Genomic DNA, 12,620 nt, shown 5'->3' with positions numbered 1-12,620 from the left:
TGTACAATAAAAGAGGCGGCCTCAATTTTGAGACAGCCTCTTAATAATGATGTAACAATTTAAATTTATGCGGATTCTTTTTTCTTTTTTGCTGTTTTAGGCGTAAGCATCAGAAACATTCTTTTGCCTTCTAATTTGGGTAAACTTTCCGGCTGACTAATTTCTGCCAGTCTTTCAGCAAATTTTAATAATATCAGTTCTCCTCTTTCTTTAAACTGAATAGCCCTTCCTTTAAATTGAACATAAGCTTTCACTTTATTGCCATCCTGTAAAAACTTTTCTGCATGTTTGGATTTAAAGTCGAAATCATGATCGTCGGTGCCTGGCGTAAAGCGAATTTCTTTTACTTCGCTTTGTTTGGCATTGGCTTTCATTTCCTTTTCTTTCTTCTTTTTTTCGTACAGAAATTTTTTGTAATCAATTACTTTACAAACTGGTGGATCTGCGTTGGGCGATATTTCCACCAAATCCATCTCTTGTTCTGCCGCAATTTTCAATGCTTCCTGTAACGGATAAATTCCCACGGTTACATTATCACCTACCAACCTTACCTGCGCTGCTCTGATTCTTTCGTTAATTCGATGTTCAGGTTCCTGATGTCTTTGAAAGCGGGGATTCATTCTTCCTCCGTATCCACCGCTGTTACTTTTAAAAGGTAATGCCATTAAACTGGTTTAAATTATAAATTCGAATGTAAAAATAATGATTAAATATTGCTAATCAACAGATTTACGGTTAGATATTTCTGCAACGATATTTTTTATGAAAGCTTCAACAGGTAAAGTGCCTGCATCTCCTCTTCCCTGACGGCGAACTGAGAGCATATTTTCATTCATTTCTTTTTCGCCCACTACCAACATATAAGGTATTCGCATCATTTCAGCTTCCCGAATTTTCTTTCCTATTTTTTCATTGCGTTCATCTACCTGAGCACGTACCCGGTATTGCTTCAATTGCCGTACTACTTCCTGTGCATAAGCAGCAAACTTATCGCTAATGGGCAATACAGCCACTTGCTGCGGCGCAAGCCATACCGGAAATTTACCTGCATAATGTTCTAACAAAAAGCCAATAAATCGCTCATGTGTACCTAAAGGTGCCCTATGAATAATCAGCGGAATATCTGTATCATTATTGGCGGTGGTGTAGGCTAATGAAAATTTTCTTCCTGAATTAAAATCTACCTGGTTGGTGGCTAAAGTAAACTCACGCCCAATGGCACTCCATATCTGTACATCAATTTTAGGCCCGTAAAAGGCAGCTTCATCGGGCACTTCAATGAAAGGTGTATTGGTTTCTATTAAAACTTTACGTACCATTTCTTCGGTTTCTAACCACAATTGCGGTTCATTCACATATTTCTGCCCCAGTTTAGCCGGATCGTGCAATGATAAGCGCATCACATATTTATCTATTCCAAATAAATCAAAATATTTCAGATACATATTGTTTACTGCCTCAAATTCTTCAGCAAACTGTTCTTTGGTACAATAAATATGTGCATCATTCATATGCAAACAACGCACCCGCATTAAGCCAAATAATTCGCCACTCTGCTCATACCGATAACAGGTACCATATTCTGCAATGCGGTAAGGCAAATCACGATAACTTTTGGATTCCGCAGCAAAAATTTTGTGGTGATGCGGACAGTTCATGGCTTTTAAATAATATTTCTCTCCATCCATTTCCATGGGCGGAAACATACTGTCGGCATAATAAGGCAGGTGACCACTGGTTAAATACATGCTTTCTTTGGCAATATGCGGTGTTACTACCCTTTTATAACCGGCATCTTCTTCTGTTTCTTTGGCTAATTTTTCTAATTCTTCAATAATAATGGTGCCATTGGGCATCCATAAAGGCAAACCCGGACCAACATCATCATCCATTGTAAAAATACTTAATTCTTTGCCTAATTTACGATGGTCGCGTTTTTTAGCCTCTTCTAACATGGCTAAATATTCATCCAACTCATTCTGATTGGGGAATGTAATGCCATATACCCTGGTAAGTTGTTTATTGTGTTCATCTCCCTTCCAGTATGCACCGGCTATATTGGTAAGCTTAATGGCTTTAATAAATCCGGTATTGGGAATATGCGGGCCACGGCACAGGTCGGTAAAGTTACCCTGGGTATAAAAAGTAATTTCGCCATCGTTTAGGTTTTGTAAAAGGTCTAATTTATATTCATCGCCTTTTTCATTAAAATAAGCAATGGCTTCGGCTTTGGGTATGGCTTTACGCCGGTAGGCATTGGCTTGTTTAGCCAGTTCATTCATTTTTTTCTCTAATGCTAGCAAATCCTCTTCCGTCATTTTTCTGTCGCCCAGATCCATGTCATAATAAAATCCATGGTCAATGGCCGGGCCTACCCAAAATTTAACACCCGGAAACATACTTTCAACCGCTTCGGCCATTAAGTGAGCTGAAGAATGCCAAAAAGTTTGTTTGCCATCGGTATCATTCCAGGTAAGTAATTGCAATGTAGCATCGGTTTCAATAGGTCGTGTGGCATCCCAAACCACACCATTCACTTTAGCTGCCAGTACTTTTTTTGCTAATCCCTCACTAATAGATTTTGCTATTTCCAATGAAGTGGTGCCTTTGGGGTATGTCCTCACTGCACCATCGGGAAAACGAATTTCAATCATATTCAATTTTAAATATATTTTTTAAAGAAACACAAAGGTAACAAATTGGCAGCAGAGATTTTTTTTTGTACTAAATTGCTTCAAAAAACCTTAACGCTTTATTATACTGCCATCCTCATTAAGAAACTTAGCTTTGTAAGATATGTATCGTGTTGTTGCAATCTGCCTTTTTCTCTGCATGAATTTTCAATTGCTCCCCGCTCAAAAATTAACGGGAATATGGAGGGGCTATTTTATACAAAAAAATTATAACCCCTTTTCCGGACAGTTTGTGGAAGACAGATATAAGTATGAAGTGCAAATTAATGAGCTGCCCAATAAAGCATTGGAAGGTGTTACTTATTCCTATAAAACCACTGTATTTTATGGTAAGGCTGCATTCAGGGGCTTGTATACGCCTGCTACTAAAAATTTAGTAATCAAAGAAACCAAAATGCTGGAAATAAAAGCTGGCGATTACAGTGTGCCCTGTTTAATGACCTGTTATTTGGATTATAGTAAAGAAGGTAAACTGCAAACGCTTTCCGGTACTTATTCCAGTATGGGTGAAAAAGATAAAACGGATTGCGGCAGTGGGATGGTATATTTAGAAAAAGTGCCCGAATCTGATTTTGAACCTGCCCCCTTCTTAAAACAAAACCCGCTGGTTGAGAAAAATAAACCGGATTCACCACCGGCTATTGCCTCTTCTGAGCATGTTAATATCAAAAAATTACAACAGGCATTGGGAATTACTGTAGATGGCAACTGGGGGCCCAAAAGCAAAGCTGCTTTGCTAAAAAAAATACCCGATGTAAATCCAGCGCCTGATTTCAACAACAATCAACAAATTAATGCATTGATTCAGGAAATACAACAAAAAAATACAATAAGTGGGAATAATACAAAACCTGCAACACCCAATTTACAACAAAACAAGCAAAGGGAAACAACGCCGGTTTTACCGGATACGGCCCAAAAACCGGTTGTAAAAACAACTCCCCAGTCTTCGGTTATTCCACCTGAATTAACCGAACGAAAAAATAAAATGGTGAAGGAAATATTTGTTGCTGCACCAGATGTAAAAATAGATTTTTACGACAATGGTGTAATTGACAATGATACTATTACTGTATATGATGACCATCAATTAGTGGTGAACAGCGGCAGGCTCAGCGAAAAACCCATTACAGTATACTTGCATCTGAGCAAAGAAAATCCAACACATGAAATTATTACAGTGGCCAATAATTTAGGCGATGTACCGCCCAATACTGCATTAATGGTAGTCACAGCCGGTAATGAAAGGCATGAAATTTTTATTACTTCTGATGAAGGCACCAATGCCAAAGTACTAATTACTTACCGACCCAAAACCATCCGGGCAGAAAAATATTAAAATAATAATGATGCAAATGCAAGCTTGTTTTAAGGTTTAAATTGTAATGAATCCAATAAACTACCACAAACAGTTTTTGCTTTTGGCAAATATGGATTTTGAATTTCAGAACAATTACTTAACCAATCGGCTCCGGCATTATTAAAAACAGTAGAACAATGAAAATGATATACTGTTTCTTTACTGTATTGAACGGTTCTAATTAAATCATATAACGCCTGGCTTACTGCAGCAAAACCTTTTAATTTTTCCTGCATATTTTGTTCACCAACCATACCCGCTAAATCTGCCTTTATGTTCGCAACATTTTGTTGTGCTGTTTCAATAATCACTGTATCTGCTTTCAGTAACTGAAACGGTAAACTATCGGCAGCAGTCATCATATCGGTAGCAGCTTTGTTCATAGTATTCATTTGTTGATGATACAATCCGTCAGACAATTGATAATACTGGTGCAGAAACACCGAAAATGCAGCATCAAATTTTATTTGGTGTTTCGATACCATGAGTGGCTCATCTGTATTTTCCTGAATAGGAACTTTATTATTGGTTTGATTACATGCTATTAATCCTATTACAACAAAACAACATACAAAACCCCAATGCCATAATTTCATACCATCAATTTTATACTGAATAATACATCAAATTTACTTAAACCTGCGCAAATCAGTTCTGAATTACCTTCAATATATTGATAATTAGATGCATGTCACTTATTGCATGCATGCATTCAAACCAGACAATTACCTTTGCAGCAAAACATACAAAAAAAAATGTTGATAGGTTTACAAAATGTTACGTTTGAATTTGGTGCAAGAGTAATTGTAGCAGATGCTACCTGGCACATACAGCCGGGTGACAGAATTGGATTAATTGGGTATAACGGAACCGGAAAATCGACCCTATTAAAGGTTTTGGTGGGCGAGTATACTCCATCAAAAGGCACAGTTGAAAAAGGGAAAGATACCACCATTGGGTATCTGCATCAGGATTTATTGAGTTTTGATACCAATGATTCCATTCTTGAAGTAGCGATGGGTGCCTTTGAAAAAGTAAAACAATTAGAAAGAGAAATTGCGGAATTGGGTAAAATTTTGGAAACAAAAGAAGACGAAGCACTTTTAATGGCATATACCGATAAGTTACACGAACTGGAAGTAGCCGGCGGTTATACCATTCATCACAGAACAGAGGAGGTATTACAGGGACTTGGCTTTCAAAATGCCGATCTGCACCGTCCTTACAAAGAATTCAGTGGTGGATGGCGGATGCGGGTACTTTTGGCCAAAATGATTTTACAACAACCCGATGTACTATTGTTAGATGAACCGACCAACCATCTTGACCTGCCTTCTATTGAATGGTTAGAAAAGTACCTAAAACACTATCAGGGTAGCGTGGTAATTGTCAGTCATGATAAGTTCTTTTTAAATAGAATGGTGAATAAAATCGTTGAATTGTACCAACAACAATTACATGTGTACGTGGGCGATTTTGATTTTTATGAAAAAGAAAAAGAGCTACGTATTGAACTGCAGCAAAAAGCATATGAAAATCAACAGGAATACATTCGCCAGCAGGAAAGATTCATTGAACGCTTTCGCTCAAAAGCCACAAAAGCAGCTGCTGCACAAAGTGCCATTAAACGATTAGACAAAATTGAACGCATTGAAAATGTTAGCCTTGAGCGGCCAAACATGAGAATAAATTTTCAAGTAGAAAAACAACCGGGTAAAATTATTTGCGAATTAAAAAATATTGATAAAAAATTTGGTATTTCCACCATTCTGCAAAATGCAAGTGCCGAAATAAACCGAGGCGATAAAATAGCACTAATTGGTGCCAATGGTAAAGGAAAATCTACTTTGTTAAGAATTGTTGCCGGTACTGAAACATTTGAGGGATTGCGCAATTGGGGCCATAATGTTGAGGAAAGTTTTTATGCGCAACACCAATTAGAGGCCTTAAACCTCAACAATTCAATTCTGGATGAAATGAAAGAATGTGGCAGCAACAAAAATGAATTGGAACTGCGCACCTTGTTAGGTTGTTTTTTATTCAGCGGGGACGACAGCGATAAAAAAATCAGATTACTCAGCGGAGGTGAAAAAGCTCGTGTTGCTTTGGCCAAAGTAATTGTAAGCCGAAGTAATTTTCTATTACTGGATGAACCTACCAACCACTTAGATATGCATTCTGTTGAACTATTGGCCGAGGCACTGAATAATTATGAAGGCAGTTATTTATTAGTTAGTCACGACCGGTTTTTTATCTCAAAAACAGCCAATAAAATTTGGGAAATTGTTGACCATCAGATTAAAGAATTTAAAGGAACTTATCAGGAATGGGTAGAATGGAATGAAAGAATGGCGAAGCAAAATTCTTCCAAAAAAGAAGGAAAAGCGGCAACACCTCAGCCGGTTAAGGAAGTAGCTTTTCAAAAAAATAACACCCCATTCAATCAACCCGAAAAACAACAAAAAAAGGAATTAGCACAGGTAAAAAGAAAATTTCAACAAACAGAGGCTTTATTAGAAACACTGAACGAGAAAAAATCAGCTTTGGAAATATCATTGGTACACCCCGATTTGTACAAGGATCCTGCAAAATTTTCTGAATTTGAAAAAGCCTATACTGCGATTCAAAATGAATGGGATGCCGCTCAGCAGCAATATGAAATTTTATTTGAAAAATTGATGGAATTAGAGGGTTAATAGCCCGGCATTACAACCTCAAGCACAATTTTATATTGTTGTTTTGAAAGCGTGGCAATGTTGATATTTTTTTGTAATTGCATGGTAACTACCGGATAAGTTGCTTTGGTAATATCAGAAAATTTTGCAAATACAACTTTTGCTTCTGCAGGGCTGTTTTTTCTGAAAATAATAAACATAGCCCTCTCCCATTGCAGCTTTTACATTATCAAAAGCGGCCTGATATTCACTAATGGCATTGGGTAACCCATCAAATCCGGATTGGAAATAGGTATAAAAAACGGTATCGTTATTGCTATGCCTCCTTTTTAAAACCATTGTTATTTTTTTTCTTTTTATTCACAGTTGCGCCAGCATGGCCTTAATAAAGTCGGACACCAGATAACTGATTAATTTTCCGGAAGCAATATTCTGACGGCCATCTTCCAGTCTGGTAGCAGCTTCGCAGATATGTAAATAGGCAGGCCGAGTATTCCATGCCATAAAATTAACATATTGCCGGGCATGGATAACACCAATACCTGTTGGGCTGCCGGCACTACTCAATACATTTTCAATAGCATCCACATCTAATTCAATGCCACATAAACCTCCTTCCGTAAAACCGGCAGCATGTGCCATTGCCTGTTGAAAACTACGTTTTTCGTGCAGAAAAATATCTTCGTACGTAATGCAATCAATAAAGGGATTGTTCACAATATCCATCCAGATGTTTTGTGCAATATAATTTTCATGAAGGCCCAGAATACAATATTTTTCCAAATAACCATCTTCTTCCGCATAGCGGAAAGCATTGCCACTATGCCTTCCTTCCATGGCACGGTAATCGGCATGCGCATCTAAATTAATTACATTTATCTGCGGCAAATCAATCATACCGGCTTTATACCAGCCTTTTGCAGCACCTTTAATACAGGGGTAGGCATTGTTATGGCCACCGCCTATAATAATGGGAATTTTTTTTTGCTGAGTTATTTCATGAATCATCTGTTCTACAGCATCATCAATGGTATTTACTGCATGTCGGTATGCTTCTATTTTTTCTTCATAATTATATGCATTCATTTCAATTATATCCTGTAAAGAACCAAAATCGAAATAGCCTGCCATTAGTATTTCCCGGCCATCTAAAAAATCGTTGCTTTGAATGTTGAGAAAAGTTTGCAAAAATGCTGACCAGGCGGTATGTGCGCCACCAATCCCTTCATTGGCCTTTATGCCAATATCTTCCGGAATACCCAGCACAACAAAATCCGCATCCGATTCCATCATACTTTCTCTAAATTGCTGCACCTGATGCATGGTCTGCACCCGCTCCCCTAATTTCGTTTCGTACCTGCGTATACGAACCAACGATAAAATGTCTTCTTTTTTAAATGGGTGCAGATAGGGCATAATTAAAAAGTTTATAAGTAATATAAAATTATTCGAAGCTTATTTATCTCCATCTTTTTTCTTTTTAAAAATCAGGTCAATTCCCTTTCCGATGGAGGATTCAATTCCTTTTGCTATGGGCGCTAATGGAATGCCATCATATTCATTTTCCTGATATGCATTATTTTGCTCCGGATAAATAATGATTTTATTATTCTCATCGAAATATTTTTCCAATTTATAGGGAATGTTTTCGAGAAAGCTATTATAAGACATTGTTCCCTTTCGGGAAGACACAAAAAACAACAAATCGGTTTTTACAATATTTCTTGATAAAATTAGGAAATCTTCCCAATTTGAAAATTCTTTGAAAGAAGGAACAAAATTAATTTTATTGAGGGTACAAAATTGTTGAATGGATGTATAGGTTTTGTTGCTTCCAAATATTAAAATAGGGATTGAGAGTTCCTGCGACAGATAAATTAACTTCTTTAACCAGGCATTAAAGCCTATTTCCAGTTCGGCAAGAGCCGGTATAATTACAACAATACGCTTATTATAAACAAATGGCTTCGATAAATGGGTAATGAAAATATTTTTATTAACTTTTGTTAATATATTTTCAAATTTATCGCTAATCAGGTTTTCCAAAATTCCATTTTTATGAGGCCAGCCTAATAAAATATAATCAGCCAATATTTCGCGGGTAATTCTTGAAATACCGCTGGAAACATTATGATCAATGGTAGTAACGGTATTAACCTTATTTTCAGTAGCAGATGCCTGTTGTATATATTTTTCTAATTTATTTTTCGATAATATAATATTTTTTTCTGCAGTTTCATCATTAGGAACAACTGTTAAAATAGTAACGGGATTAGCTGATTTTTTGTCTTTAATTAAAATAGCCAAATCCAATATTTTATCAACTGTTTCAACATTTGCAGTAGGTATTAAAATTTGTTCACTGTTCATTACACTCGATTCCAAGATATCAATTTCATTTTTTTCCTTATTCAGCAATATTTTTTTGGAAGCTTTTTCAGTTGCAAATGAAGAAAAAACACAAGTCACTAAAATCAGAATAATGGTACCATTTAAAATATTTTCATCAATAATATTAGCTCTGAACCCTACCAAAATAATAGCCAAAGTGGCAGCAGCATGTGAGCTGCTTAAACCAAAAATAAGTTGGCGCTGCGCTTTTGAGTACTTTAAAAATAATTGTGTAAGCCAGGCTGCAAGCCACTTGCCAGATAATGCCACTGCAATTAAAGTACCTGCAACAATTAAAGCAGCCGGTCCATGCGTAATTACACTCACATCAACAATCATTCCCACGGAAATCAGGAAAAAAGGAATAAACAGCGAATTACCCATAAATTCAATCCGGTTCATTAAGGCTGATGAATGTGGAATGAGTTTATTGAGTGCTAAGCCCGCAACAAATGCACCAATAATGGGCTCTACACCGGCTACTTCAGCCAGAAAGGCAGCAAAAAAAACTACAGCCAAAACAAATATATAATGTGAATGGCGTTCACTTTCTAATTCTCTGAAAAACCATTTGGCAATTCGTGGAACCAATAAAAACATGATGGCTGAAAAAATAGAGAGCGATACCAGCAACCGTATCCAAAAATCGGAGTTTAATGTTCCTGCATGATTACCCATAATAATGGCTAAAATAATCAGCACTGCAGTATCTGTTAATACCGTTGCCCCCACAGTAATAGCCACCGCCTGATTTTTAGCAATCCCTAATTTGCTGACAATAGGGTATGCTACCAAAGTATGTGTAGAAAACATACTCGCAGTTAAAAAGCTGGCATTTACATCGTATCCCAATAAATAATGACATACCGGAAAACCAATACCCAATGGGATGATAAATGTTAAAAAACCAAACAGGAAACTTTTATTTTTATTGGCCCTAAACTCATTAATATCTAATTCCAATCCTGCTATAAACATGATGTATAGTAAGCCGATGGTTGAAAATAAATCAACAGCCGAATTTTTTTCAAGTACATTAAAACCATGTGGCCCAATAATAACTCCTGAAATAATTAAACCTATAATTCCGGGTATGTTTAATTTTTTTAAAATAATGGGCGATAATAATATTATAAATAATATTAATGAAAATGTCAATACAGGATTTTGTAACGGTAATTGAAATTCATGGATAAAATGTTTGAAAAAATCGTTCATAAATTCAAAAATTAAAAGCTAAATGTTAACTGTTTTATTTATTAAAGCAATATAACAGAAAAGTTTTAAATAAAAATTTGGTGATTGCATTTTAACATTCGCGCTATTCTTACTTGAAATTGTTGGTTAAACCCATTTACCCTCAATCATTACCTTATCAACTACCGGCGTTCCAAAATGATAAGGTAAATAAGCAACTGACGGTATTGGTTTGGTGAAGATAAGATTTGCCTTTTTACCAATGGTAATACTACCAACTTCTTTTTCTACCCCCATGGCATAAGCACCATTCAGCGTAGCTGCATTAATGGCTTCTTCGGGTAAAAATTCATTTTGTATGCAGGCTAATGAAACAACAAAATTCATATTACCACTTGGCGATGAACCGGGATTATAATCAGATGCCAATGCCAGCGCACAATTTTCCTGTAACATTTTACGTACCGGTGCATATTGCATCCGTAGAAAAAAAGCAGCAGTAGGCAATATGGTTCCGATAGTGTCAGATGCTGCAAGGGCATGAATGGCTTTTTCGTTCATCGCTTCTAAATGATCAACGGATACGGCTTTGTATTTTACTCCCACTTCTACCCCACCACTAACAGACAGTTGATTTGCGTGCAATTTGGCAGGTAATCCATATTTATCAGCAGCTTCCAGAATTTTTTCTGTATCGCTCACACAAAAAAAATTTTGTTCACAAAATACATCAATATAATCGGCGAGATTCTCCGCTGCAATTTCGGGCAGCATTTCCTGAATAATGAGTTGAACATAGCCCTGTTTATTTTCACGATAAGTGAGCGGTATAGCATGTGCTCCCAAAAAAGTAGCTTTCACAGGCATGGGTGCAACCTCTTTCAAACGCCGAATTACCCGTAACATTTTTAATTCATCGGCTACCGTTAATCCATAACCACTTTTTATTTCAATAGCACCCGTTCCTAAATGCATTAATCCCTGTAATCGCATAAAGGCAGCTTCAAATAAAACGGATTCAGATGTTACCTGTAATGCAGCGGTAGAATGTAAAATTCCCCCACCCTTTGCAGCTATATCGGCATAACTCAAGCCATTCAATTTATCCACAAATTCCTGCTCCCTGCTTTTTGCAAATACCAAATGGGTATGGCTATCGCACCAGGCAGGCAGTACCGTGGCGCCACCGGCATCATACACGGCATCATAAGCCTTTTCAGGCAATGCATCCATGCTGCCATACGCATCAATTCTGCCTTTATGTATTACCATAAAAGCATTTTCAATTATTGGTAAACCAGTCATCGCTTTTCCTCTAAGCAACACAGTATGCGCCCGAACATTTAGCAACTGATGTATGTTAGTAATTAATAAATGCATGCCTGTATACTTTTATGCAACTGCGGTTCTAAAACAAATTCTAATATAAACCTTGTTACACTTATATTGCAATGGAACCGGCTAAAAATATGATTTGTTATGTACATATTGTAAGATACCCAAAATATTTGGGATTTTTTGGAATGCTTTCTATGGCTATTTTCAGAATTCCACTGTTTTTTAACAAATCGGTTCATTTTTATAAACTGCTGGGCTGCGGTAAAAATGGCAGTTTCGATTTACAACCCGACTGGCGGCAATGGGCTGTTCTAACCATTTCAAGTGTACAAGAAGATAGAGTTCATCATATAACCCCATTCATTCAATGGTGGTGGCAATTTTTTAAATGTGAATTACTCTGGTTAAAACTGCAACCTATTGAAGGCCATGGCAAATGGGATAAACAATACTGTTTTGGAAAGTTACCCCAAAAGTCGGAATATGAGGGCCCGATTGCCATATTAACAAGAGCTACCATTCGTAGCAGAAAAGTAAAACGATTTTGGCAACATGTAGATGCTGTTTCAGTAGAAATGCAACAGGCACAGGGATTAATTACTTCTATTGGCATTGGAGAGATGCCTTGGTTCAGAGGTGGAACATTAAGTGTTTGGGAAACAAAAGCACACATGCACTCATTTGCCTATTCACAACCTTTTCATCAAGAGGTAATTGTGAAAACCAGAAAAGAAAACTGGTATGCAGAAGATATGTTTGTACGTTTTATACCTTTAGCTGCTGAAGGAACTTTGCAGGGCATTGATCCTTTCATCGGAAAATTGTAACTTGCGCCTCAATGAATAGAACTTTTAGAAACATATTACCCTACATTATTCATTTTGCCTGGCTTTACGCCGGTCTAAATGCAATGCCTGATCATTAGCTTGGCAGCTATATACTTCCCATATTTTTTTGATTATAACA

At 36.8% G+C, this 12,620-nt stretch carries 10 protein-coding genes; 3 read left to right on the top strand and 7 right to left on the bottom strand.

What is annotated here, in order from left to right; translation table 11 throughout:
• Positions 1–65 precede the first annotated feature (65 nt).
• Entirely contained in the window at positions 66–665 is a 600-nt protein-coding gene (infC, locus tag AC3QLY_RS12525; RefSeq protein WP_068242113.1) for a translation initiation factor IF-3, read from the bottom strand.
• 51 nt (positions 666–716) lie between these two features.
• Positions 717–2,654 carry a threonine--tRNA ligase gene (thrS, locus tag AC3QLY_RS12520; protein ID WP_074420383.1) on the bottom strand — a complete coding sequence of 646 codons (1,938 nt, stop codon included), beginning with the start codon at positions 2,652–2,654 and terminating at the stop codon, positions 717–719.
• A 178-nt stretch (positions 2,655–2,832) separates the two neighbouring features.
• On the opposite strand from thrS, the gene AC3QLY_RS12515 reads away from it, so the two are divergent.
• Complete coding sequence (locus tag AC3QLY_RS12515; RefSeq protein WP_074420384.1) at positions 2,833–4,032, top strand: hypothetical protein; 1,200 nt, start codon at positions 2,833–2,835, stop codon at positions 4,030–4,032.
• 29 nt (positions 4,033–4,061) lie between these two features.
• Here AC3QLY_RS12515 and AC3QLY_RS12510 read toward each other — a convergent pair whose 3' ends face one another.
• The gene (locus AC3QLY_RS12510) at positions 4,062–4,649 is read right to left on the bottom strand and encodes a DUF3347 domain-containing protein (RefSeq protein WP_074420385.1); all 588 of its coding nucleotides are present in this window, start codon (positions 4,647–4,649) and stop codon (positions 4,062–4,064) included.
• A gap of 159 nt (positions 4,650–4,808) precedes the next feature.
• Between AC3QLY_RS12510 and abc-f the strand changes: the two genes are divergently transcribed.
• Positions 4,809–6,749 (top strand): ribosomal protection-like ABC-F family protein, encoded by a 1,941-nt coding sequence (gene abc-f / locus AC3QLY_RS12505; protein ID WP_492989827.1) that lies wholly within the window; start codon positions 4,809–4,811, stop codon positions 6,747–6,749.
• Here abc-f and AC3QLY_RS12500 read toward each other — a convergent pair.
• From AC3QLY_RS12500 to hutI, 4 genes are all read right to left on the bottom strand, one after another.
• Positions 6,746–6,928, bottom strand: coding sequence for a hypothetical protein (locus AC3QLY_RS12500; RefSeq protein WP_074420386.1), 183 nt, complete (start codon positions 6,926–6,928; stop codon positions 6,746–6,748). The two genes, abc-f and AC3QLY_RS12500, sit on opposite strands and share 4 nt — an antisense overlap.
• 160 nt (positions 6,929–7,088) lie before the next feature.
• Positions 7,089–8,144 (bottom strand): arginase family protein, encoded by a 1,056-nt coding sequence (locus tag AC3QLY_RS12495; protein ID WP_492989826.1) that lies wholly within the window; start codon positions 8,142–8,144, stop codon positions 7,089–7,091.
• 39 nt (positions 8,145–8,183) lie between these two features.
• Positions 8,184–10,337, bottom strand: coding sequence for a cation:proton antiporter (locus AC3QLY_RS12490; protein WP_492989825.1), 2,154 nt, complete (start codon positions 10,335–10,337; stop codon positions 8,184–8,186).
• Positions 10,338–10,463: 126 nt separating this feature from the next.
• Positions 10,464–11,696: an imidazolonepropionase gene (gene hutI, locus AC3QLY_RS12485; RefSeq protein ID WP_492989824.1), complete on the bottom strand. Its 1,233-nt coding sequence runs from the start codon at positions 11,694–11,696 to the stop codon at positions 10,464–10,466.
• 71 nt (positions 11,697–11,767) lie between these two features.
• Between hutI and AC3QLY_RS12480 the strand changes: the two genes are divergently transcribed.
• The gene (locus AC3QLY_RS12480; protein ID WP_492989823.1) at positions 11,768–12,481 is read left to right on the top strand and encodes a spheroidene monooxygenase; all 714 of its coding nucleotides are present in this window, start codon (positions 11,768–11,770) and stop codon (positions 12,479–12,481) included.
• Positions 12,482–12,620 lie beyond the last annotated feature (139 nt).

This window comes from Hydrotalea sp. GW822-HT8A01, from assembly GCF_058798575.1.
The sequence above is the reverse complement of the archived record's forward strand: the minus strand, read 5'-3'. Positions and strand labels throughout refer to the sequence as shown.

Coding starts and splice junctions, on each gene's coding strand:
- infC (WP_068242113.1), bottom strand. CDS start 665: ATGGCATTACCTTTTAAAAGTAACAGCGGTGGATACGGAGGAAGAATG.
- thrS (WP_074420383.1), bottom strand. CDS start 2,654: ATGATTGAAATTCGTTTTCCCGATGGTGCAGTGAGGACATACCCCAAA.
- AC3QLY_RS12515 (WP_074420384.1), top strand. CDS start 2,833: ATGAATTTTCAATTGCTCCCCGCTCAAAAATTAACGGGAATATGGAGG.
- AC3QLY_RS12510 (WP_074420385.1), bottom strand. CDS start 4,649: ATGAAATTATGGCATTGGGGTTTTGTATGTTGTTTTGTTGTAATAGGA.
- abc-f (WP_492989827.1), top strand. CDS start 4,809: ATGTTGATAGGTTTACAAAATGTTACGTTTGAATTTGGTGCAAGAGTA.
- AC3QLY_RS12500 (WP_074420386.1), bottom strand. CDS start 6,928: ATGTTTATTATTTTCAGAAAAAACAGCCCTGCAGAAGCAAAAGTTGTA.
- AC3QLY_RS12495 (WP_492989826.1), bottom strand. CDS start 8,144: ATGCCCTATCTGCACCCATTTAAAAAAGAAGACATTTTATCGTTGGTT.
- AC3QLY_RS12490 (WP_492989825.1), bottom strand. CDS start 10,337: ATGAACGATTTTTTCAAACATTTTATCCATGAATTTCAATTACCGTTA.
- hutI (WP_492989824.1), bottom strand. CDS start 11,696: ATGCATTTATTAATTACTAACATACATCAGTTGCTAAATGTTCGGGCG.
- AC3QLY_RS12480 (WP_492989823.1), top strand. CDS start 11,768: ATGGAACCGGCTAAAAATATGATTTGTTATGTACATATTGTAAGATAC.